24 protein-coding genes are annotated in these 22871 nt (G+C 56.9%); 18 read left to right on the top strand and 6 right to left on the bottom strand.

Annotation, left to right across the window (positions count from 1 at the left end):
• Positions 1–243 precede the first annotated feature (243 nt).
• From rpsP to ACT3R7_RS04730, 10 genes are all read left to right on the top strand, one after another.
• A complete protein-coding gene (gene rpsP / locus ACT3R7_RS04775) occupies positions 244–492 on the top strand; it encodes a 30S ribosomal protein S16 (protein WP_009724081.1) in 249 nt (82 codons plus the stop codon).
• Positions 493–537: 45 nt separating this feature from the next.
• Positions 538–1083 (top strand): ribosome maturation factor RimM, encoded by a 546-nt coding sequence (gene rimM, locus ACT3R7_RS04770; protein ID WP_018918319.1) that lies wholly within the window; start codon positions 538–540, stop codon positions 1081–1083.
• A gap of 62 nt (positions 1084–1145) precedes the next feature.
• Positions 1146–1907: a tRNA (guanosine(37)-N1)-methyltransferase TrmD gene (gene trmD / locus ACT3R7_RS04765; protein ID WP_192538752.1), complete on the top strand. Its 762-nt coding sequence runs from the start codon at positions 1146–1148 to the stop codon at positions 1905–1907.
• Between the two features lie 191 nt (positions 1908–2098).
• Positions 2099–2455, top strand: a complete 357-nt coding sequence (gene rplS / locus ACT3R7_RS04760) for a 50S ribosomal protein L19 (RefSeq protein WP_192538728.1) — start codon at positions 2099–2101, stop codon at positions 2453–2455.
• 136 nt (positions 2456–2591) lie between these two features.
• Positions 2592–3473 carry a site-specific tyrosine recombinase XerD gene (xerD, locus tag ACT3R7_RS04755; RefSeq protein WP_193090993.1) on the top strand — a complete coding sequence of 294 codons (882 nt, stop codon included), beginning with the start codon at positions 2592–2594 and terminating at the stop codon, positions 3471–3473.
• Positions 3448–4239: a thioredoxin fold domain-containing protein gene (locus tag ACT3R7_RS04750; RefSeq protein ID WP_193090994.1), complete on the top strand. Its 792-nt coding sequence runs from the start codon at positions 3448–3450 to the stop codon at positions 4237–4239. The genes xerD and ACT3R7_RS04750 overlap by 26 nt, the downstream gene beginning before the upstream one ends.
• 142 nt (positions 4240–4381) lie before the next feature.
• Positions 4382–5698: a homoserine dehydrogenase gene (locus tag ACT3R7_RS04745; RefSeq protein WP_192538725.1), complete on the top strand. Its 1317-nt coding sequence runs from the start codon at positions 4382–4384 to the stop codon at positions 5696–5698.
• A 6-nt stretch (positions 5699–5704) separates the two neighbouring features.
• Positions 5705–7093: a threonine synthase gene (thrC, locus tag ACT3R7_RS04740; RefSeq protein WP_417421216.1), complete on the top strand. Its 1389-nt coding sequence runs from the start codon at positions 5705–5707 to the stop codon at positions 7091–7093.
• 63 nt (positions 7094–7156) lie between these two features.
• A complete protein-coding gene (locus ACT3R7_RS04735) occupies positions 7157–8911 on the top strand; it encodes a single-stranded-DNA-specific exonuclease RecJ (RefSeq protein WP_193091080.1) in 1755 nt (584 codons plus the stop codon).
• A gap of 54 nt (positions 8912–8965) precedes the next feature.
• The gene (locus tag ACT3R7_RS04730) at positions 8966–9583 is read left to right on the top strand and encodes a YitT family protein (RefSeq protein ID WP_192538722.1); all 618 of its coding nucleotides are present in this window, start codon (positions 8966–8968) and stop codon (positions 9581–9583) included.
• Positions 9584–9622: 39 nt separating this feature from the next.
• On the opposite strand, the gene ACT3R7_RS04725 is transcribed toward ACT3R7_RS04730, so the two are convergent.
• From ACT3R7_RS04725 to ACT3R7_RS04710, 4 genes are all read right to left on the bottom strand, one after another.
• Positions 9623–10156: an RES family NAD+ phosphorylase gene (locus ACT3R7_RS04725; protein ID WP_318782769.1), complete on the bottom strand. Its 534-nt coding sequence runs from the start codon at positions 10154–10156 to the stop codon at positions 9623–9625.
• On the bottom strand, positions 10153–10512 hold the full coding sequence (locus ACT3R7_RS04720; protein WP_193090996.1) for an XRE family transcriptional regulator: 360 nt from the start codon (positions 10510–10512) through the stop codon (positions 10153–10155). The genes ACT3R7_RS04725 and ACT3R7_RS04720 overlap by 4 nt, the downstream gene beginning before the upstream one ends.
• Before the next feature lie 187 nt (positions 10513–10699).
• Positions 10700–13228 (bottom strand): heavy metal translocating P-type ATPase, encoded by a 2529-nt coding sequence (locus tag ACT3R7_RS04715; RefSeq protein ID WP_496198847.1) that lies wholly within the window; start codon positions 13226–13228, stop codon positions 10700–10702.
• Positions 13225–13653, bottom strand: coding sequence for a MerR family transcriptional regulator (locus ACT3R7_RS04710; RefSeq protein WP_193090998.1), 429 nt, complete (start codon positions 13651–13653; stop codon positions 13225–13227). The genes ACT3R7_RS04715 and ACT3R7_RS04710 overlap by 4 nt, the downstream gene beginning before the upstream one ends.
• 335 nt (positions 13654–13988) lie before the next feature.
• Here ACT3R7_RS04710 and ACT3R7_RS04705 point away from each other — a divergent pair, with 335 nt between their 5' ends.
• The 8 genes from ACT3R7_RS04705 (at position 13989) to ACT3R7_RS04670 (ending at position 21845) form a co-directional block, all read left to right on the top strand.
• Entirely contained in the window at positions 13989–15347 is a 1359-nt protein-coding gene (locus ACT3R7_RS04705) for an OmpP1/FadL family transporter (protein WP_193090999.1), read from the top strand.
• Positions 15348–15598: 251 nt separating this feature from the next.
• Positions 15599–16697 (top strand): peptide chain release factor 2 gene (prfB, locus tag ACT3R7_RS04700; protein ID WP_193091000.1). Its coding sequence is split into 2 segments (ribosomal slippage): positions 15599–15673 and positions 15675–16697, totalling 1098 coding nucleotides; the frame shifts between segments, so codons are not numbered across the junction.
• Positions 16698–16731: 34 nt separating this feature from the next.
• A complete protein-coding gene (gene lysS, locus ACT3R7_RS04695) occupies positions 16732–18243 on the top strand; it encodes a lysine--tRNA ligase (protein WP_193091001.1) in 1512 nt (503 codons plus the stop codon).
• Between the two features lie 63 nt (positions 18244–18306).
• A complete protein-coding gene (locus tag ACT3R7_RS04690; RefSeq protein WP_018918305.1) occupies positions 18307–18693 on the top strand; it encodes a hypothetical protein in 387 nt (128 codons plus the stop codon).
• Between the two features lie 115 nt (positions 18694–18808).
• On the top strand, positions 18809–20212 hold the full coding sequence (locus tag ACT3R7_RS04685) for an MFS transporter (protein ID WP_193091002.1): 1404 nt from the start codon (positions 18809–18811) through the stop codon (positions 20210–20212).
• A gap of 40 nt (positions 20213–20252) precedes the next feature.
• Positions 20253–20561, top strand: coding sequence for a BolA family protein (locus tag ACT3R7_RS04680; protein ID WP_192538714.1), 309 nt, complete (start codon positions 20253–20255; stop codon positions 20559–20561).
• Positions 20558–21394: a hypothetical protein gene (locus tag ACT3R7_RS04675; RefSeq protein WP_193091003.1), complete on the top strand. Its 837-nt coding sequence runs from the start codon at positions 20558–20560 to the stop codon at positions 21392–21394. The genes ACT3R7_RS04680 and ACT3R7_RS04675 overlap by 4 nt, the downstream gene beginning before the upstream one ends.
• Positions 21387–21845, top strand: a complete 459-nt coding sequence (locus tag ACT3R7_RS04670) for a GNAT family N-acetyltransferase (RefSeq protein WP_319643906.1) — start codon at positions 21387–21389, stop codon at positions 21843–21845. The genes ACT3R7_RS04675 and ACT3R7_RS04670 overlap by 8 nt, the downstream gene beginning before the upstream one ends.
• Here ACT3R7_RS04670 and ACT3R7_RS04665 read toward each other — a convergent pair.
• Positions 21838–22035, bottom strand: coding sequence for a cell division protein ZapB (locus tag ACT3R7_RS04665; RefSeq protein WP_018918300.1), 198 nt, complete (start codon positions 22033–22035; stop codon positions 21838–21840). The genes ACT3R7_RS04670 and ACT3R7_RS04665 overlap by 8 nt on opposite strands.
• A gap of 107 nt (positions 22036–22142) precedes the next feature.
• On the bottom strand, positions 22143–22787 hold the full coding sequence (gene rsmD / locus ACT3R7_RS04660) for a 16S rRNA (guanine(966)-N(2))-methyltransferase RsmD (RefSeq protein WP_193091082.1): 645 nt from the start codon (positions 22785–22787) through the stop codon (positions 22143–22145).
• Positions 22788–22871 lie beyond the last annotated feature (84 nt).

Raw genomic sequence — 22871 nt, 5'->3', positions numbered from 1 at the left:
TTCTGGCTGTCAGGCTTTCCAATCCGGGCGCATTTGCGTAGAATGCGGCCTCTTCATGCGTGGGTGTTGGCAAAATATGCGCAAGCATTGCCGTCATATCCGGTCGTGAAGGCCTTAAAATGATACAAAGCAGGCACTTATCTTTGAGTGAGCGGCGTATCAAGAAAACAGTATGATGAGTGTTCTGGTGGCGGTTTGCGCTATTTTCCACTCTCGTAACCTCAACCGAAGGATAGTTATCGTATGGTTACCATTCGTTTGGCACGTGGTGGCGCCAAGAAGCGTCCCTTTTACCACCTGACTGTTACCGACTCGCGTAACGCCCGTGACGGCCGTTTCATCGAGCGTATTGGCTTCTTCAACCCGGTTGCCCGTGGTCAGGAAGAGCGTCTGCGCGTTGATCTAGAGCGTGTTACTCACTGGCAGAGCCAAGGCGCCCAGCTGTCTGGTCGTGTTGCTGAGCTGGTTAAAGAAGCGCGTAAACAGGCATAAGTCTGTTCACGGTAGAATCTGGACTGCTGTACGTTGAGGTCGTCGATGACGCGTTTTGAAACAAGCCATACTGACGACACGCATGTGGTGTTAGGCAAGCTGACCAGCCCTCACGGGGTGCAAGGCTGGCTCAAGGTGTATTCATACACCAGCCCCATGGACAGCATTTTGGATTACCCCGAATGGTGGGTGCGTAAAGGGGAAACCCTGACGCGAATGGCCATTGTTCAGGGACGTCGGCAAGGTAAAGGCCTTGTTGTGCAGCTTAAGGGCGTAGATGACCGCAATGCCGCTGAAGCACTGGCGCAGACGGATATCTTGCTGCCTAAAGATGCACTGCCTGAGCTTTCCGCCGATGAGTATTACTGGCATGAGCTTGAAGGCCTGGCTGTTTTCACTCAAGCCGGCGAGCGGTTGGGACGGATAAGCTATCTGTTTGAAACCGGCGCCAACGATGTCATGGTGGTTCGCGGCGATGACGACGCGATCGACAAACGCGAGCGGTTGATACCGTTTCTGCCTGATGATGTGATTGTCGAAATCAGCCTGGAAGATGACCGTATGGTCGTTAACTGGGATGCTGACTTTTGAGCAGTGACATGACCTGTGATGCGCAAGCACCAGGCTCTGGCAGTAACCTGGATACGCCCGCAATGTGGATCGGTGTGGTGTCGTTGTTTCCCGAAATGTTCGATGCACTCACCCAGCAGGGCGTAGTAGGTCGAGCGATTGAGAAGCAACGTATTGCCCTGGAGTTCTGGAATCCGCGGGATTACGCCACCGATCGCCATCGCAGTGTGGATGACCGTCCTTATGGCGGTGGCCCGGGTATGTTGATGAAAGTCGATACACTCCGTGGCGCTATTCACGATGCCCGCGAGCGGGCACATCAAGCCACTGGCCTGGAGCCTACCGTGATTTATCTTTCGCCCCAGGGGCGCAAGCTGGATCAAAAAGGTGCTCAGGCGTTAGCCGCTGCAGGCCCCCTCGTGGTGGTAGCAGGGCGCTATGAAGGCATTGATGAGCGTGTGGTAGAAAGTGACATTGATGAAGAATGGTCGATTGGCGACTATGTGTTGAGCGGCGGTGAGCTGCCCGCCATGGTGCTGATTGACGCAGCGGCAAGGCTGATTCCCGGTGTTTTGGGGCATCAGGATTCCGCTGTCGAAGACTCGTTTAATGACGGTCTGCTAGACTGCCCGCACTATACCCGTCCAGAAATCATCGACGGGAAGACCGTGCCGGATGTGCTGCTAAGCGGTAATCATGCAGCCATCAAGCGCTGGCGCTTAAAGCAGTCTTTAGGCCGCACATGGCAGCGTCGTCCCGATTTATTAAAGGGGCGCGAGCTTAATGCCGAGCAGCATAAGTTGCTGAACGAGTTTATCGAGGAACACGCTCTGTCCGCCAGGTAGGTTATTTTCAACTACATAGTGCAGAGCGGCGGTGCAGGACGGCAAGGGCGCGTCGTTTATCTATTGACTGCAAGCCTACGTACCTGCGTCACCCATAACGACTCCCGCGAAGCTCGTTTCGAGCGCCGGGATCACGATTTGCCCCTTCCACAACTGCGTGGCAAATCATTCCGTTATTTAGGAGCATGAAGATGAGCAGCAAGAACAAGGTGATCCAGGCGATCGAAAACGAGCAGATGGGCAAAGAGCTTCCTTCTTTTGCACCGGGCGACACCATTGTCGTTCAGGTAAAAGTAAAGGAAGGCACCCGCGAGCGTCTGCAGGCGTTTGAAGGTGTGGTTATCGCTAAGCGTAACCGTGGCCTGAACTCCGCTTTCACCGTACGTAAAATTTCTCACGGTGTTGGCGTTGAGCGTACCTTCCAGACCTACAGCCCGCTGGTTGACTCTCTTGAAGTCAAGCGTCGTGGTGACGTGCGTCAAGCCAAGCTGTACTACCTGCGTGAGCGTAGCGGTAAGTCAGCACGTATCAAAGAAAAGCTGGCGTAAACGCCGCTTTCTCGGGCGTGCCCTGTTCTTGACGTACGTCTTGAGCATTCGTTGTGCCCAGATACCAGGACCCCGTCACCGCTTTGCGGGACGGGGTTTTGTTTATGTACCCGTATCACTCAGGGGCCGTTAACGTATGAGCGTCATTGATGCCTTTTTGGATGCCCTCTGGTTAGAGCAAGGTGCCAGCGATCATACGTTAGCCGCTTATCGGCGCGACTTAACCGCGTGGCAGAATTATCTGGTGGCGCAAGGCGACGATATATTATCCCCCGGCCTCCAGCAGCTTCCTGTATGGCTCGACGCCCGCCGGGAGCAGGGTTATCAGCTGCGCAGTAACGCCCGGCTGTTATCGAGTCTTAGAAGTTTTTATCGCTGGGCGCGCCTGCACGGCCATGTGGCGAGCGACCCGCTGGCTGAAGTGAAATTACCACGCGTTCTTCCCGGGTTGCCCAATACGCTGGAAGAGGCGGAGGTCGAGCGCCTGCTGATGGCGCCAGATATCGAAACCCCGCTTGGCGTGCGTGATCGAACCATGTTGGAATTGCTATATGCCTGCGGATTGCGTGTATCGGAGCTTGTGTCGTTAACCGGAGACGCGGTGAACCTGCGCCAGGGCGTAGTGCGTGTGCGCGGTAAAGGGGATAAGGATCGCCTGGTGCCTATGGGCGAAGAGGCCATCGACTGGCTTGCGCACTATATGAAAACGGCCAGGCCTGCGCTAATGAGTGACCCGACAAAGTCTGCGCTGTTTCCGGGGCGAGGCGATAAAGCCATGACCCGGCAGACCTTTTGGCATCGCATAAAGGCCCATTCGATCACAGCCGGAATTACTCGTCCGCTGTCGCCACACACATTGCGCCATGCTTTTGCGACACATTTATTGAATCATGGGGCCAATTTACGGGTCGTACAGCTGCTGTTAGGCCACAGCGATTTATCCACGACTCAAATTTATACGCATGTTGCCCAGGCTCGCTTGGAAAATCTTCATGCTGAACATCATCCGCGAGGTTGAAGAAAGAATGCGCCAACGTACGGTTACTCCCTCTTTACGCTCTGCATTATTCACACTCGCCATGGCAAGTGTTTTACCTATCGCTGCCCACGCTGATGCTGCCACCGACTACTTGCGCGAATCACTCAGCGTTAACGGCCAGCAGATGCCGGTTGAGCAGGTAACCGCAACCCCGATAGAAGGCATTTACCATGTGCTTCTGGAAAGCGGTGAATCGTTTTATTCCAACGCCGAGGGCAGCCACTTTTTAGTCGGCGATCTATTCGAAAATGCAGAAACGGGTCTGGTCAATTTAACCGAGCAGGCCAAAAATCAGGATCGCGTAGCTGCCTTGGCATCTGTGCCTGAGTCCGAGCGTATCGTGTATCGCGGTGTGGACGAGCCCAAAGCAACCGTCGTGGTGTTTACTGACCCGACCTGCCCGTATTGCGAGCGCCTGCACGAAACTGTGCCTGAGCTTAATGAGCGCGGTATTGCGGTACACTATATGGCCTTCCCGCGTGCGGGAATGGGTAGCGCAGCGGCGACCTCGCTACAGCAGGCTTGGTGTTCAAGTAATTCAAGCGAAGCCATGACCCGTGCTCAGCAGCGCCAAGAGCTAACTGGCCCGTCTGACTGTGATAATCCGGTCGCCGAGCAGTATGAGTTAGGCATGTCGCTTGGTATTCAGGGCACGCCAGCGATTATTCTGCCTAACGGTCAGCTGGTACCTGGTTTTGTACCGCCAGAAAGGCTTGCTGCCATGTTAGGCTTAGGCGACGCGTAAGCCTATTTAAGTAAGTTCTATCCAGGTAAGTTCTATCCAAGTAAGTTTTATCTAAATAGAATCGTCGTTTATATCACGATGACGCTGAGACACTGATTTAAGACCGGGCGCTTTATGCGCCCTATACGAAAGGGGATGTATTTTGAAACCGGTAAGAGTAGGCATTTGTGGGCTAGGCACGGTTGGTGGCGGCACGTTCAATGTGTTGACGCGCAACGCTGATGATATTGCACGCCGTGCAGGCCGCCCTATTGTTATTGAGCAGGTGGCTCATCGCAGTATCCATCCTGACTGCGATATTACCGGTATTAACACAACCACCGATGTTTTCGAGGTGGCTAATAACCCTAACGTTGATGTGCTGGTCGAATTGATCGGCGGCTACGACATGGCCCGCGAGCTGGTGTTAACCGCGATTGCCAACGGCAAGCACGTGGTGACGGCCAACAAGGCGTTGATTGCCGTTCACGGTAATGAAATCTTCAAGGCGGCTCATGAAAAGGGCGTTATCGTGGCCTTTGAAGCTGCCGTTGCAGGCGGTATTCCGGTTATCAAATCGCTGCGTGAAGGCCTGGGTGCCAACCGGATCGAGTGGGTGGCAGGTATCATTAACGGTACCGGCAACTTTATTCTGACGCACATGCGCGACGAAGGCCGTGCCTTTGAAGACGTGCTTGCCGAAGCGCAGGCACTGGGTTACGCCGAAGCCGACCCCACGTTTGACGTGGAAGGTATCGATGCGGCGCACAAGCTGACCATTCTGGCCTCGATTGCCTATGGCGTGCCGCTCCAGTTCGAGAAAGCCTTCACTGAAGGCATTTCACGGATTACTGCTGAAGATGTTGAACAGGCCGATAACCTGGGCTACGTCATCAAGCACCTGGGTATTTCCAAACGCACCGATCAGGGGCTTGAGCTGCGCGTTCACCCCACGCTGATCCCCAAAGAGCGTTTGCTGGCCAACGTGCACGGCGTCAAAAACGCCATCGCTATCATGGGTGACGCGGTCGGTCCTACGCTTTATTACGGTGCCGGTGCGGGTGCTGAACCAACAGCTTCTGCCGTGGTTGCCGATCTGCTTGACGTAGCTCGCGATATCTCCACTGACCATCACTACCGCGTGCCTTACCTGGCATTCAGCGGTATTGACGAAGACGTCAGCCAGCTGCCAATTATGCCTATGGAAGACATCATCACGGCGTATTACCTGCGCCTGCTGGCGGTGGATCGTCCCGGCGTATTGGCGCGCGTAGCCACTATCCTTGCCGAACAAGGCATCTCGATCGAGGCGCTGATCCAGAAAGAGGCGACCGAAGGCGAGCTGGTGCCGATTATTCTGCTGACGCATCGTACTAAAGAGAAGCAGATGAACGAAGCGATCCGCGAAATCGAAGCGATGGCCGATATCGCCGGGCCAGTGACACGCATCCGCGTGGAAAGCCTGAGCGAAGGGGAGTAACCCACTATGCGCTATATCAGTACGCGTGGGCAGGCGCCCGCGCTCTCGTTTGAAGAAGTCGTACTAACCGGTATGGCCAGCGACGGTGGCCTTTACGTGCCGGAAGAGCTGCCCTCTCTCTCGAAAGAAGCGCTGGCCGATATGGCCGGGCTCTCTTACGCTGAGATTGCCTTTCGCGTTATGAAGCCGTTTGTGAACGGCGAGATCGACGACGACACTTTCCGCACCATCGTGACCGAAGCGTACGCCACCTTCACCCACGATGCGGTGGTGCCGCTCAAGCAGCTCGACGCCAATCACTTTCTGCTTGAGCAGTTCCATGGCCCGACGCTGGCGTTTAAAGACGTCGCGCTACAGCTTTTGGGCCGCCTGCTTGATCACTTTTTGAAAAAGCGTGGCGAGCGCGCGGTAATCATGGGTGCCACCTCGGGCGATACCGGGTCAGCCGCCATCGAAGGCTGTCGCCACTGCGACAATCTGGATATCTTCATTCTGCATCCGCACAAGCGGGTGTCTGAAGTGCAGCGCCGTCAGATGACGTCAGTACTGGCCAACAACGTGTTCAACGTGGCCATTGAAGGCAACTTTGACGATGCTCAGGCCATGGTCAAGGCAAGCTTTGCCAATCAGGACTTTTTGAACGGCACACGCCTGGTGGCGGTCAATTCGATCAACTGGGCGCGCATCATGGCGCAAATCGTTTACTACGTTGCATCAGGCGTGGCACTGGGTGCACCGCATCGCGACGTCAGCTTCTGCGTGCCGTCGGCCAACTTTGGCAACGTGTTTGCGGGCTACATGGCGTACAAGATGGGGCTGCCGGTCAAGCAGTTCATCATCGCCACCAACTCCAACGACATTCTGCACCGCACGCTTGCCGCCAACGACTTCTCCAAGAAGGAGCTTGAGGCAACGCTCGCGCCTTCCATGGATATCGTGGTGTCGTCGAACTTCGAGCGTCTTCTGTTTGATGCCTATGATCGTGATGGCGCGGCCGTGGCGGCACTACTGGAGCGCTTTCAGCAAGAGCCCACCGCGCTTGCCGATGCGCCACTTGCCAAGCTGCGTGAGAAGTTCTCAAGCTTTAGTGTGGACGATGACACCATTCTGGAAGTCATTCGCGAAGCGCATCACCGTACCGGCGAAATGCTCGACCCGCATACCGCCACGGGCTACCGCGCTGCTGAACGTGTCCGCGCTGATCAATCAACGCCGATGATAACGCTTGCCACCGCGCATCCGGCCAAGTTTGCTGAAGCGGTGGTAAAAGCAGGCTTCCAGGGCGTACCGCTGCCCACACACATGGATGATTTGCTGGAGCGGGAAGAGCGCTACACGGTACTGCCTGCTGAGTTGAGCGCCGTACAGCAGTTTGTTGCGGATAACCGTCGTTAACACATGATGACTGCTTTGCCAGATGCCAATCAGCCCGTTACGCCTCAGCACACTACGCAGCTAATGCTGGAGCCTCGTCCACTGGACGAGGCTGTCTACGCCCGTGCCCAGGCACAAGGCTTGAGCGAGCTTCAGGCGCGCCTTCTGGCCTCACGGCTGCCCGGCTATCAGGGCGAGCTTGCTCCGCTGGTAACGCCCAGCCTGCGCTATCTGGCTCACCCGGAAAAGCTTGCCGATGGGCGCCGTGCCGCCGAACGTATTGCTCAGGCTGTTGCGGAGGGTGAATCCATCGGGATTCTGACCGATTACGATGTGGATGGGATTACCTCTCACGTCGTCATTCGCCGCACGCTGGTTGAGCTGTTTGGTGTGCCCGAGCACAAACTGCACAGCCTGATTGGCCACCGTATTCACGATGGCTACGGCATCAGCTTGCCGTTGGTTGAGCGCACGCTGGCGCTCAAGCCATTCCCGACCCTGGTGATTACTGCCGACTGCGGAAGTAGCGACGAGCCACGTATCGCGCGACTCAAAGCGGCAGGCATTGACGTAGTGGTCAGTGATCACCACGCGCTGCCGTTGGAAGGCCCGCCCGCGTCGGCCTACGCCTGCGTGAATCCGACCCGCCCGGACTGCGCCTACCCGGATAAAACCATCGCCGGGTGCATGGTGGCGTGGCTGTTGATGTCGTTGGCGCGTGGCGTATTGGTGGAGTGGGGCGCACTGCCCAGCGCTACGCCCAAGCTTTCGCCCTGGCTCTCCTATGTGGCGCTGGGCACCGTGGCGGACTGTGTGTCGCTGGGTGGAAGCCCGGCTAACCGCGCCGTAGTGAGCTACGGGTTAACCCTGATCAACCGCATGGACGCCGCCTGCTGGCGCGCCATGGCCGCACGTCTGGGCGCAGATAGCGTGCCGTTCAATGCCGAAACCCTGGCTTTTCAGATGGGCCCGCGGATCAATGCGCGCTCGCGGTTGGATGACCCTTACGCCGCACTGCATTTCATGCTGGCCGAAAGCGACGCCGTCGCTAACCGTCAGCTCGAAGTGCTGGACCAGGATAACCAGTCGCGTAAGGCGATTGAGGCGGATATGGCCGAAGAGGCGCGGGTGCTGGCCGCCAGTGCGTTGATCGCCGATGAGCCTGCCGTGGTGGTATTTCTGGAAGATGGTCACCCCGGCGTTCAAGGCATTGTGGCCTCCCGGCTGGTGCAGTCTTACGGGCGCCCTGCGCTGGTGCTGACACAGGCGGCGGCGCCCAATATGCTCACCGGCTCCGGGCGCTCAATCGATGGTTTGCACCTGCGCGATGCGCTGCAGCGTACCTTTGAACTGGCCCCAGAGGCGCTACCACGCTTTGGTGGGCACAGCGGTGCTGCCGGAGTGGGTGTCCCTCGCGAATACTTGGACGTGTTTAAACAAGCGTTTCTCAAGGCCGTGGCGGAACAGCTGGAGGGGCGTTCGCTCTATCCCAGGCTATGGACGGACGGCGAGCTTTCCACCGCGCAGCTTTCGCTGGCAACGCTTGAAGAAATTGACGCTCTGGGCCCGTATGGGCGTGAATTTGACGCACCGCTCTTTGAAGGGCGTTTTATCGTCGAGGCGCTTCGCCCGGTGGGTGCTGATGGCGCGCACTTGATGCTCGAACTCTCCATGGGCGCCATCACCTGCAAAGCGATCTGGTTTCGCGCCCTGACTCCAGGCGAGCTGCCCGCGTTCGCCATCGGCGATACGCTGCACTGCGCTTACAAGCTTAACCGTAACCGCTGGCGGGGCCGGGAGTCGTTGCAGTTGATGGTTGAACACGCCAGCACAGTTTAAAACTCGTACATCACCCCGGTTCATCACTCCGTCACACTTCATAAGGGCGTTTTAATGCGCATGGAAGATTTACCCAACGACCCGCACCGCCTATATGAGGATGTGATGGCGATGCTGCTGGGCACGTTTTTCGTGGCACTCGGCGTTACTTTTTATACCCAAGCGGTGCTGCTAACGGGCAGCACTGCGGGCTTGGCGCTGCTGCTTAATTACGTGACGCAGTGGGGGTTTGGGCTGTGGTTTTTTGCCATCAACCTGCCGTTTTACTACCTGGCGATCAAGCGTATGGGGTGGAGCTTTACGCTGCGCACGTTTATCGCCATTGGCCTGGTATCGCTATTTTCTGAATTAACCCAGGGCTGGGTGCAGTTTGAAAGCGTGCCTTCGCTCTACGCGGCACTCATGGGCGGGGCATTGATGGGCATTGGCATGCTGATGCTGTTTCGCCACCGTACAAGCCTTGGCGGCATCAACATTCTGGCGCTCTACCTGCAGGACCGCCACGGCCTGAGAGCGGGCTATGTGCAGCTAGGCATCGACGGGGTGATTTTGCTGGTGGCGCTTACCCAGCTACCGTTAGACCGCGTTGGCTACTCGGTGCTGGGGGCGCTGACACTGAACTTGATCATCGCCCTGAACCATAAGCCGGGGCGGTATATCGGCGTGAGTTGAATGGCCGCTTTAATTGGCAATCACCACTCTTCAAGCTGCCTATTGGGGCGCGTCGGGCAAGCGTTTTTCATCGTCTATCACGCAGACCTTAGTAGGCACTTGGTGCGACCATTTCCAGAAAACGATATTAACATCTCGGTTGGTTGCCCCCTTCGCTTGTGAGGGCACACGAATGCCAGTGAAGCCCATGTTGATCAACCGCTCAGCGATTTCCCAGGCAATAACGGGGTCGCGTCTTATCTTCTTATCTAACCAGGCTTCTTGTATCCAGGTCGCTGGGTGGGCGCGCACGCGCGCTTGAATAGCTGAGTCACACAGGTCGAGAATCGGGCCGCAATCTACCTCGTAGCTACAGAGCGTTAGCGGCTGCGTTTTGAAGGGGAAGCCTTGCTGTGCTTCAAGCCAAGCCGTTTCAAAACGTTCGCTGGTATAAAGCGCGGGCAGGCCAGCAGGGTTCCAGCGGCCTCCATTGCGAGCAGCGCCTTCTCCTGATGCTGGCGCATGCTGCCACCTTGGATTATGACCTCGGTAGACGATCCCTTGGTATTGAAAGCCGAATTCCCGCAGGCTCACGCATAACCCCCCTCGGCAATGTGCGAGAGATAAGTACGAACATCATTCGCCCGACCGTGGCTGACCAGTTCTTCTGCGGTGAGGTCGCCCAAGGGCGCAATGGGGTGGGTGCGGTACCAGGACCATGCAGCGCTTATCGACCCTGCCCAAGGCTCAATGCGTTTGAGGATTTCCATCGTTTGGCGTAAGCGTTGCTGAGTAGAAACGGCATGCAGGCGATCCTTGCGGATGATAGCGCTGTGGCTCAGCCCAATCGCATGTGCGAACTCACGCTTAGTGATATGCAGCTCATCAAGAAGCGCGTCGGCGATGATAAAGCCTTCACGATTGACGATGCTGCTTATTTCAAGACTCATCACTGTCACCCATAGAGACATATGTTTATGTCATTATGGGTGACGTCTTAAGATTTGTAAAAAAATCGTTTTGGATAAAAGAGGCGCTTACCGCTAGGTAGGCGCGTTGGCGCAAGCCGTTAACTTAGCCAGAACCACCAGACGACCAGGGCAATTAGTCCAAGGCCCGCTGCGTTAACCAGTAAGCTCATGAGACCTCCTGTTGAGTGGGCTTCCAGAACCGCAGGCGGTTAGCGTTACTCACCACGGTGATAGAGGAGAGCGACATGGCGACCCCCGCGATAATCGGTGAAAGCAGCATGCCGGTCACGGGGTAGAGCAAGCCTGCCGCAATTGGGATGCACAGCACGTTATAGCCAAAGGCGCCCACCAAGTTCTGCTTGATGTTGGCAAGCGTGGCGCGGCTGATTTCAATCGCTGAGGCCACGCCGTGAAGCGAACCACGCATTAACGTAATCCCCGCACTTTCCATGGCGATATCCGTCCCCTGGCCAATCGCAAAGCCGACGTTGGCGCGCGCCAGCGCCGGGGCATCGTTAATGCCGTCGCCCACCATGCCTACGATTTCCCCTGCCTTTTGTAAACGCTCAATTTCGGCGTGCTTGTCCTCGGGTGTCAGGCCCGCTTTGAACGTTGTAATACCCACTTCGCGGGCAATCGCCGCGGCGCTATGCTGATTATCACCGGTCAGCATGACCACGTTCAGACCATCCTGCTGCAGGCGCTTAACCGCCGCGACGGCATCGTGGCGTAATGGGTCGCTAATTCCAAATAGCGCCGCTAGCTGATTATCCACTGCCAGATACACCAGCGTACGCGCCTTGTTTTGCAGTGCGTGGACGTCTTGCTGAGCAGGCGAAAGATCGACGCCGCTGCCTTCAAGCAGGCGCGCATTGCCAAGCAGCAGCGCTTGGCCGTCGCGGGTTTCGGCTTTTACACCGCCGCCCGTGACGCTTTCAAACCCTTGAATATCGGCAGGCGCGGCGCCCAACGCATCCGCGTAAGCGATAAGGGCTGTTGCCAGTGGATGCTCAGAACCGCGCTCCAGGGCATGAACCAGGCCCAGCGCAGTGGTTTGATTCATGCTAAACAGCTGTGCATCGGTGACGCTGGGTTTGCCTTCGGTGAGCGTGCCGGTTTTATCGACCACCAGCGTGGTCAATTTGCTGGCGGTCTGTAGCGCTTCGCCACTTCTTACCAGTACGCCCTGTTCAGCGGCCTTGCCCACGCCAATCATGGTGGAAATGGGGGTAGCCAGACCCAGTGCGCAGGGGCAGGCAATAATCAGCACGGTCGTGGCCGCCACCAGCATATGAATTACGCGTGGTTCAGGGCCAACGTTAAACCATACAAGTGCCGCCAGTACGGCAATAATGATGACGGACGGCACGAAGATGCTCGATACTTTATCCGCCAGCTCACCAATCGGCGGGCGCGAATTCTGGGCGCTGGCGACCTGCTCGGTGATTTGCCCAAGGCGGGTATCGCGGCCCACACGGGTCGCGCGGTAAACCAGCCCGCCCTGGCCATTGACCGTGCCTGCACTGACGTCATCGCCGGTTTGCTTACTGACCGCCAGCGGCTCGCCGGTCAGCATGGACTCATCAATATGGCTCTGGCCTTCGGTGACTTCGCCATCGACGGGTAAGCGCTCGCCGGGGCGCACGCGGAGTTGATCGCCTTCACGTACCTCATCCACGTCTACCTCTTGCTCCTGGCCGTCGCGAATGACGCGTGCCGTGCGGCTTTGCAAATCAAGCAGGCGCTTTAACGCATTGCTGGTACGCCCACGAGCGCGAAGCTCCATGGCGTTCCCCAGTAGGATAAGTCCAACCACCATCGCTGAGGCTTCAAAATAAATGCCCTGGGCTATTTCAGGCAGCCAGGGCGCAAACAGCACCACCGCCATGGAGTAGAGCCAAGCGGTACCCGTGCCCATCGCCACCAGCGTATCCATATTGGCCTGATGGCGTTTGAGATTCTTCCACGCGCTAACAAAAAAGTGTCGGCCTGGAAATGCGAGCACACCCAAGGTCAAGAGGCCAATCACCAGCCAGTAAACGCGGCCCAGGCCCATGACATGCGGATGATAGATAAACATGCTCAGCATCAGCGGAATGGCCAATGTCAGCGCGATGGCGCTGCCCCGCAGCCGCTGGCGATAGGTAGTGGCGTCCTGTTCGGCGCGAACGCGTTCGGCTTCGCGCATATCCACAATCGGCTCCGCCGTGTAGCCGGCTGAGGCGACCGCGGTGATAAGGGCTTGCGCATCGGCACTGCCTACTACCTGGGCGGTGTGGGTTGCGAAGTTGACGCTCGCGGCTTCCACACCCTGAGTATTTTCCAAGGCATTCTGAACGCTTTTAACGCAGCTGGCGCAGGTCATGCCGCTAATCGCCAGGCGTAGATTGGGACCTGGCTTGGGGCGCTGTTCAGCCGTGACCGGTATATCAGCCGCCTCTTGAGATGCTTCAGGCGCTGCTGGCGATGCGGGGTCGTTGCTGGCCGGGTAGCCAGCTTTCTTAAGCGCCGCGTCCAGGCGGCTATCGTCCAGGCTTGTCGTAACTTCAAGGCGTTTTTCAGTCGGGGTGCCCACCACCTCAGCCGCTGGGTCTTCTGCCTGAATGGCCTCGCGCATCCGCTTAACGCAGCCCTGGCAGCTCATGCTGGTAACGGTGCGAAGCGCCACATGACGCGAATCGGGGGTAGCGCTCATAACGCCTCCTGGGTGGATGGCTCATCGGGGAAGCTTTCAATAAGGCGGCACAGGCTATGCCCATCCGGCGTGCCGTCCGGCATGTGCTGCCAGCACTCCAGCGCCTGCTCCATGCGCTGGGCCAGCGCTTCAAGCTCAGCAATACGCGTGCGGATCTGCGGCAGGCGGCTGGCGAGCAGATCGCGCACTAGCGGGCAGGGCGAGTCGCCGTGGTCGGCATGCAGGAGAATGTCGCGTATCTCCGCTACGCTAAATCCCAGTTTGCGTGCTCGCTGAATAAAGTGCAGTCGCTCAAGGTCGGTGCTTGAAAAGAGTTGATAGCCGTTTTCTGGATGGCGCTTTGGGGAAAGTAAACCTTCGCGGGTGTAATGACGCACTGTCTCTGCAGTAACACCGCCGTGTTTGGCAAGCTCGCTGACTTTCATGGCGCCCTCCTTCTGGCATTAATCCGGTGGCCGATTAAGCGATTTGAATGCCATAAGTGTAAAACCTGTGGGTTACACATAGGTCAAGCGAGGTGCTTAAATAATTCCCTAAAAAGACTTAAAACGACTAAAACAACGATTTAAAACGCTCGTGCGACTAATGTATAAGCAAAAAACAAAATAAAACGCTCGTTTGCCCCTTGAACCCAAAGACACTTTAGGCCAAAACTGAGAGGTAAGACCGAGGTATAAAAACTAGTCACCAAAAAATAAGCAGATAAATAAGCGCAGGCGGATGCATCCATTCGTAGGATCATTGGGACAAGAGGCTAACCATGAATAATAAATTTAAGAAGCTCACGCTAGCAGCAGCGGTGTCAGCCGCTGTCTTTACCGCCAGTACAGCCAACGCTGGCGGCTACCAGGTTAACGAGCAGAGTGTTAGTGGCCAGGGCTATGGTCATGCTGGGCGCAGTTCCAATGTGAACGACGCAACGATTGTGTACGGTAACCCGGCGGGTATGTCGTTTCTCGATCGTGCTCAGGTAACGGTAGGTGGCACCTATCTAAACGTTAATACCGATATTGATAATGTCCAGGCGAGCCGCACCCTGGATTCAGGCGTAGCTACTGGCGGTGCGCCGACGGGAACGCAGATACCTGTTGGCGGTATTCCCGGCAGCAGTGATGGCGATATGGTGCCAGGCACTCTGGTGCCGTTTGCCTTCTATGCCCAGCCGGTGACTGACCGATTAGCTTTCGGGTTTGGTGTATATGCCCCATTTGGCTCTAAAACCGAGTATGAAGGCAACTTTCAGGGCCGCTATTTTGGCGACTACACCGAAGTCACGGTCATGTCTGCTCAGCCGACCGTCTCTTACCGCTTAAACGATCAGTGGGCCGTGGGTGCTGGCGTTACTTATAACAAGGTCGACGGCGAGCTGCGCCGTCAACTGCCTTCCAGTGCCGGATTCAATGCCGCCGGTGATATCGATTCACGCGTAGAGGGCGAAGACGAAGCCTGGGGTTACAATCTAGGCGTGATTTACCAGCCCGTGCCGGAGACCACCTTCGGTTTAACCTACCGCTCGAAAGTCGATTACACCCTGGAAGGTTCCTTTGTTGCCCGTGACCCGGCGGGTAATGTGGTACGCGCTGATGACAGTGCGAGCCTAGATCTCACCACGCCTGAAACGGTCAACTTCTCGCTGACTCAGCAAATGACCGACCGTTTGAAGTTGATGTTTGGCGCCTCCTGGGTGCGCTGGAGCCACTTTGACCAGATTCTAGTGCAGGGCGGCGCAGGCGATACGATTACCCAAGAGCCTCAGAACTACTCCAATGCCTGGGCGTTTGCGACCGGCGGTGAGTATCAGCTGACGCCAACGCTCGCGCTGCGGGCCGGGGTGACGCTGGATTACACACCTACCAACGATGAGGACCGCAGCGTGCGCATCCCCTCGGATGATCGGCGGATATTCTCCCTGGGTGCTGGTTGGAGCCCAACGCCTGACATGACGCTTGATTTTGCCTACTCCTACTTGACCGAGCGTAGTACCTCGCTTGAGCAAGAGCGTAGCGATCTGCTGGCAAGCCCTGCAACCGGTGGTGTGCCGGTGGGCGGCGCAACTTACTCAGCGGACTATAAAAACGAAGCCCATGGCTTTGGTGCCCAGCTAACCTATCGTTTTTAAAACAGCGTTTCTAAAACAGCGTTTTTAAACCTGCGCTTTAAGCGTTAATAAGATGACCCCTTAAACCCGGCAAAAAGCCGGGTTTAATCATGGGCGGTATATGGCGATGGATGCGAGAAGCGCCAGGTTTCGTTACAATGCGTTCTCAGAATTTCGCCGCTGTGGTGCTGGCTTGGAACATCCAGCCAAGACGCCATCGCGGCGCATCTTTCTTTTGAACCGTGTCATATTGACCAAGGCCAGGGCGATCCATGTTGGAAACCAACCCGATACATAACCAGATCAAGGACCTGTCTGAGCGGACAGACGTTCTTAGGGGGTATCTTTGACTATGCCGAGCGTAAAGATCGGCTAGAAGAAGTCTCTCGCGAGCTTGAAGACCCGAATGTCTGGAACGACCCAGCCTATGCGCAAAAGCTGGGTAAAGAGCGCTCTTCACTCGAAGCGATCGTTGCCACTATCGACGAACTGGATCAGGGCCTTGGCGATAGCCGTGACCTTTTAGAACTCGCCGAAATGGAAGATGACGAAGGCACGGTTGAAGAAGTGCGCAAAGAGCTTGATGGCCTTCAGACAGCGCTTGAAAAGCTTGAGTTTCGGCGCATGTTTTCCGGCGAGATGGATGAAAACAACGCCTACCTGGACATTCAGTCGGGTTCCGGCGGTACGGAAGCTCAGGACTGGGCCAATATTTTGCTGCGTATGTACCTGCGCTGGGCAGAAAGCCACGGATTCAAGGCTGAAATAACCGAAATTTCCGCCGGTGAAGTGGCGGGTATCAAGTCGGCTTCTCTTCACGTTCAGGGCGACCACGCCTTTGGTTGGCTGCGCACTGAAACCGGCGTGCACCGACTGGTGCGCAAAAGCCCGTTCGACTCCGGCGGCCGCCGTCATACGTCTTTTGCGTCGGTTTTCCTGTCACCGGAAGTCGACGACAGCTTCGAGGTCGAGATCAATCCATCGGACCTGCGCGTTGATACCTACCGCTCCAGCGGCGCAGGCGGTCAGCACGTTAACACCACCGATTCGGCGGTGCGGATCACCCATGAGCCTACCGGGATTGTAGTGGCGTGCCAGAACCAGCGCAGCCAGCATGCTAACCGTGACTTTGCCATGAAGCAGTTAAAGGCGAAGCTCTGGGAGCATGAAATGCAAAAGCGTAATGCCGCCAAGCAAGAGGCAGAAGACTCCAAGGCCGATATCGGTTGGGGCAGCCAAATTCGCTCTTACGTGCTTGATGACCAGCGCATTAAAGATTTGCGCACCGGCGTACAGTCCAGCAACTGCGACAAGGTCCTCGACGGTGATTTAGATCAGTTTATCGTCGCCAGCCTCAAGCAAGGTTTGTAATCTTTTTAGCGTTCGAACATGAATAGGGTGCCCCATGGCTAACCAAGACGCGTCTTCTCCTGAAAACGAAAATCATCTTATTGCCGAGCGTCGCGCCAAGCTCACCGCGCGTCGTGAGCTGGCCGCAGAGCAAGGGAAGAGCGCTTTCCCAAATGACTTCCGCCGCGATAGCCTGACCGTCGAGCTGCAAGACCTGCTGGGCGATAAAGACAAAGCCGAACTGGAGACGCTGGACCACCAGGCGTCGGTGGCGGGGCGTGTTATGCGCCAGCGCGGCCCGTTTATTGTTATTCAGGACGTGGCGGGGCAGATCCAGCTTTACGTCGATAAAAAAGGCCTGCCGGCGGATGTGCTTGAAGACATCAAGGGCTGGGATATCGGTGATATCGTGGCGGCCCGCGGCCCGGTGCATAAATCCGGCAAGGGCGATCTGTACGTGATGATGGTCGATGCCCAGCTTCTGACCAAGAGCCTGCGTCCATTGCCGGATAAATTCCACGGCCTGACGGATCAAGAGGCGCGCTATCGTCAGCGCTATGTCGATCTGATCATGAACCCGCAGTCGCGCAAGGCATTTGAGACACGGGCGGCGGTGATCAGCTCCATGCGCCGTTTCTTTGAAACGCGTGGCTTTATGGAAGTGGAAACACCCATGCTCCAGGCGATTCCAGGTGGTGCGACGGCGCGCCCGTTTGTTACCCACCACAACGCGCTGGGCATGGACATGTACCTGCGTATTGCGCCGGAGCTTTATCTCAAGCGCCTGGTGGTGGGTGGTTTCGAGAAGGTGTTTGAAATCAACCGCAACTTCCGTAACGAAGGGCTTTCGACGCGGCATAACCCTGAATTCACCATGGTCGAATTCTACTGGGCGTATGCCGACTATAACGACCTGATGGACATGACCGAGGCGATGCTGCGTACCGCAGCCGAAGAAGTGCTGGGCACCACAACGCTTGAATACCAGGGCGCAAGCTACGACTTTGGCCAGCCGTTCAAGCGTTTGACGCTCAAGCAGTCGATTCTGGATCATGGCGACGGCATTAGCGATGCGGATCTGGATAGCCTGGAGGCGGCGCGTGCAACCGCCCAGAAACTGGGCATCAAGGTCAAGGACAGCTGGGGACTGGGTAAAGTCCAAACGGAAATTTTTGAAGAAGTAGCCGAGCACAAGCTCGACCAGCCAACCTTCATTACCGAATACCCGGCCGAAGTCAGTCCGTTGGCGCGACGTAACGATGCCAACCCGTTTGTCACCGACCGCTTCGAGTTCTTTGTGGGCGGGCGTGAAATTGCCAACGGTTTCTCGGAGCTGAATGACGCCGAGGACCAGGCCGAGCGCTTCCGTGAGCAGGCTGCCGAGAAAGAGGCGGGCGACCTAGAGGCGATGTACTACGATGCAGACTACGTGCGTGCCCTGGAATATGGCATGCCGCCCACTGCCGGTGAAGGTATTGGTATTGACCGTTTGGTGATGCTGTTTACCGACAGCCCCTCCATTCGTGATGTGCTGCTATTCCCGGCGATGCGTCCCGAAGTAGACTAAAAGTTGGTAAGGGCGCGTTTTAGCGCCCATAATGGTCAACGTTTCGACGGCGAGGAGAATCCCATGAAACTGCTTAACCGCTCCGCTCTGAGCGTCAGGCCGACCCAGCCCTTTGTGGACTGGATCAATGCGCTGGAACCCACCATGGGAGACGACGACCTGACACTGGACGACGTCGAACGTGAAAGTACCGTTTATCTTATCCCTGAGATGGACACCCCGGAAGCGCTTGAAACCTTTGTACGTGACCGCTTTGCCGAAATTCTCGAGACCGAGCTGCGCGCTTGGGAAGAGGACGAACGTCAGTGGCCGGAAACGCTTAACTGGGCCCTATTTCAGGAATTTCTGCGCATTGAGCACAGCTATCTCGCCATCGACCTGGATGATGAGACAGCGCTTGAAATTTCTGATGTTGATGATGCGTTGCTGCTCGACAACGACCAGGATTAACGCACGGCGTTAGCTAATGTCGTAACCGCATTCAGGCGGCTGCGTTCATACACGTTAAAACCGGCTTAGGCCGGTTTTAACGTGTTAGTCGTTTCGTTTTAGGAACATCCCACCCATGCGACTGTTTGAAACCCGTCCTGGAGACGACGGCCTGCCCGGGCCTGAACGTGCGTTAGCGGTGCTGGCACTGATTACCGGTACGCTGATGGCGGTGGTGGATACCACCATGATCAATCTTGCCCTGCCCACTATCGCCGCGGATCTAAACGCATCGGCGTCGCGTGCGGTATGGATCACCAATATGTTTCAGGTGGTGTGCGCGGCGTTTTTGCTGGTATTTGCCGGGATTAGCGAGCTGGTCACTCGCAGGCATATTTACCTGTTTGGATTGACCACCTTCATGCTGGGCGCGCTGGGTGCCGCGCTTTCCCGTAACCTGGAAGCGCTGCTGGTGTTTCGCGCTTTGCAGGGCCTGGGCGCTGCCGCCACGCTCTCGATTGGCCCTGCGCTTTATCGGGCTATCTTTCCCTCGCGTCTGCTGGGCAGCGCCTTGGGATTAAGCGCGCTGGTCGTGGCGGGCGGCTATGCCGCAGGGCCCACGCTTAGCGGGGTAATTCTATCGTTTGCCGATTGGCCGTGGCTGTTTGCGCTCAATCTACCCTTGGGGCTATGTTCGCTATGGTTGGCGAACCGGGCCCTGCCAAAGGATAAGCCTCGCCAGGGCAGCTTCGATTTTTTGGGTGCGCTGCTTTCCATGCTGATGCTGGCAAGCTTCTTTTTGGCCATGGATGCCGTGGGCCACGCGGCGCCTTTCTGGCAAGTGGGTGCCTGGGTGCTGTTGGCGGTATCAAGCTTTGCAGGTTTTATTGCCCGTCAGCGCCGCGCGCCATATCCGCTGCTGCCGCTTAGCGTGTTTGCTGAAAAGCGCTTCACCCTTGCAGTATCGGCGTCAGGGCTTGCGTTTATTGGTCAGGGGCTGACGTTTGTAGCGCTATCGTTTTTCTATCAGGAGCAAATGGGCTTTACGCCGCTGGAAACCGCCTGGCTGTTTACCCCATGGCCCCTCGCCATTATGGTGGTGGGCCCACTAGCGGGCCGGCTTGCCGATCGCATTAACCCAAGCGTGCTTTCAAGCGCCGGGCTTGGACTGTTGATTGCTGGATTAATCGCGCTGGCGCTGGTGGATGAAACCATGGGCGTGGCGGAAAGCCTTTGGCGCACGGCGCTGTGCGGAATCGGTTTTGGCCTGTTTCAGCCGCCCAATAATCGCGAAATGATGGGCAGTCTGCCCCCTGAGCGTAGCGCCAACGTATCGGGCGTTATGAGTACTATCCGCACGGTGGGTCAGTCGCTGGGGGTTGCCATGGTGGGCGCCGCTTTGGCGCTTGGCTTGGCCGTTCAGGTAACCCTGTGGCTGGGAGCCGCTACGTCTTTTCTGGCGCTGCTGGCAAGCCTTTCAAGAATTTCTGTCGCCCGGCGTGCACTTGTTGAGCGGCGGACGTCGTCTGGCAGCCAGTAAGCGCGTACAATAAAAACGTTAAATACCGAGGAGAGCATGCATGACGGTGCAAGCACAGATCGAGCAGAAGTTAGCGGCGTTAGCGCCTGAAGCAGTGCGTGTGGAAAACGAAAGCCACATGCATAACGTGCCCGCCAACTCCGAAACCCACTTTAAGGTGACGCTGGTAAGCGATATTTTCGACGGCTTAATGCCGGTGAAGCGCCACCAGAAAATCTACGCGCTGCTGGCCGACGAACTGTCCGGACCGGTCCACGCCCTGGCGCTACATCTATATACACCGGTTGAATGGCAGACGCGGGGCGGTGAGCGTCCTGATTCACCTAACTGTCGTGGCGGCGGCCAGTGACACCAGAAGTTGCCCGCCGTTACTACCTCGACGCCATGGGCATTACCGCCTGGGCGTCGCGCTATCAGCTGCCGAATGCACTGCCGACCGAAGCCTGCGAGTGGGACGATACGCCACCGGAAAAAACACCTCCGCGTGATCGCCTGCAAGCGGTGCTTGATGACGCACCGCCGCCGCGCAAAGAAGCCAAACCGGCTGAGCTAAGCACACCATCGCCTGAGGCTTCGCCTTTGTCAGTGCGGGCCCTGCTTGGGCAGGCCCCGCCGGTCGCTGAGCCGCCCGTTAAAAAAGAAGCAGTATCACCTGCGCCCAAACCGACACCCGCAACCTCTGCCAAGCCCCTGCGCTTTGCGCTTTCCTGCATGTGTATTGGCCAGCGCTGGCTGAGTTTGCACCCTGGCAATATCACGCCTAAAGAGCAGCAGCTGCTAAGCAATATCTTGCAGGCTGCCAGCATTCAGCAGGGCGAACTGCCCAGCATCATGCTGTTTGAATGGCCGCCCATGGCCAACGCTTTTGAAGTCGCAGAGCCGCTTGAAGAAGCCCGCGAGGGGCTTTCAGCGTTTATCGAGGGTAGCGCAAGCCGGAAGGGCTGGAAGCTTGAGCGTGTGCTGTGGTGGGGCGAACATGAGACGCAACAGACCGACGAGATTTGGCAGGTGCTTAACGTTCAGCAAACACACAGCCAAACGCTGGCACTGCCGATATGGCAAGGGCCGTCGCTTGCCGGGTTGATTCAGAATCCGCAGGCCAAGCGGGAACTGTGGCCTGCTTTAAACGTGCTTGGCCAAGAGTGGCAGACGCTTGAGAAAGGCCCAAGCAGTCGTGACTGAGCGCACGATAAACGAGCTTCAGGAGAGCGAGCTTGCCCAGTTGATGGCACTTGAAGCGCAGGCCCAAAGCGGGGCCAGTGATGCTCAGCTTCATGAGGCCTTAACCGATGCGACAAGCTGCGTATTAGGGTGTATTCAAGCCGGGGAGTTGGTGGGCTATGCCATCGTCGCGCGCTTACCTTTTGATGCTGAGCTGCAGGCGATTGGCGTACTGCCCGAGCATCGCCACCTTGGGGTGGGCGGTGGGCTGATGAATGCAGCGCTGCAGAAAGTGGCCGAGTGGCAAAGTGAGCGTGTGCTGCTTGAGGTGCGTGCGGGCAATGTGGCCGCTATTAGCCTGTATAAGCGCTGGGGCTTTGGCGTGGATGGGCTGCGTAAAGGCTACTACCCGGCAGTGCAGGGAACCGCCGGGCGGGAAGACGCGGTACTGCTGTCACGTACGCTTAGCTAGTGGTGCTCGGCGTATCGCTGGTTTCAAACTTGCTCAGTAGACTGTTCAGGCGGCGTTCCCACTCTTCACGCTCTTGCTTAAGCTTGGCATTTTCATCGCGCAGCTCTTCGTTTTCCAGCTTCATCATTTCCAGTGCGTCCACCGTATCGGTGACTTTTTGCTCAAGCTGATTGAACAGTTCCAGGCTCATGTAAATCTCCAGATTATAAACACAGGTTATAAAAACAAACGACAGGCTTGCCAACAGGGGTGAATGTGGCGAGCGTAACGCTCGTGGCCATTATCGGCAAGCGCTGTTTAGGGAGTTTGTCGCAGGTAGAGCCGAGCGGTGCTTTCCCCCGCTTGAGTTTCGCGGTGTAACTGCCAATTCGCCGGGATAACCGGCGTGAGGGCGCGTTCGGTTTCCAGATATATCATGGCGTCTTGAGTAAGCCAGCCGCGGCTTTCTAGAGCGCTGCAGCAGTTGGCGGCAAGCCCCTGATTGAAGGGCGGGTCAAGAAAAACCAGATCAAAAGGTTGTGAAGGCTGGTTAAGGAAAGCCTCAGCGTCACGGGTAGTCACATGGCCACGCGTGGCGCCAAGAGTCGCCAGATTTTGGGTAATATAAGCCGCCACGCTGCTGTCACGTTCGATAAAGTCAACATGGGCCGCGCCGCGCGAGAGCGCTTCAATACCCAATGCGCCGGTGCCCGCAAACAGGTCCAGCACGCGCTGGCCGTATAGCTGCTGGCCTAGCCAGTTAAACAGCGTTTCGCGCACCCTGTCCGGGGTAGGACGCAGGCCGGGGCGATCAAGCACGGGTAGCTGGCGACGGCGAAAATCACCACCGATAATACGTAGCTTACCGGGCTGTTTGGTGGGCGCACCACGGGAAGCGGTTGAGCGAGTACCTGAATGAGTACTTGAACGAGTGTTTGGGCGAGAGGAGCGTTGTCGTGTCATATAGTGGATTGTAGCGGGCTGCTTATCCAAAGTCTTGGTTGGCGGTGGTAGGATGGTCACAATGTTCACCTTTTAAGTCGGATG

It is taken from the genome of Halomonas sp. AOP43-A1-21 (assembly GCF_052376775.1).
Taxonomy (GTDB): domain Bacteria; phylum Pseudomonadota; class Gammaproteobacteria; order Pseudomonadales; family Halomonadaceae; genus Vreelandella; species Vreelandella colorata.
Note: the sequence above shows the minus strand (reverse complement) of the source record. Positions and strands in the feature narration are given on the sequence as shown.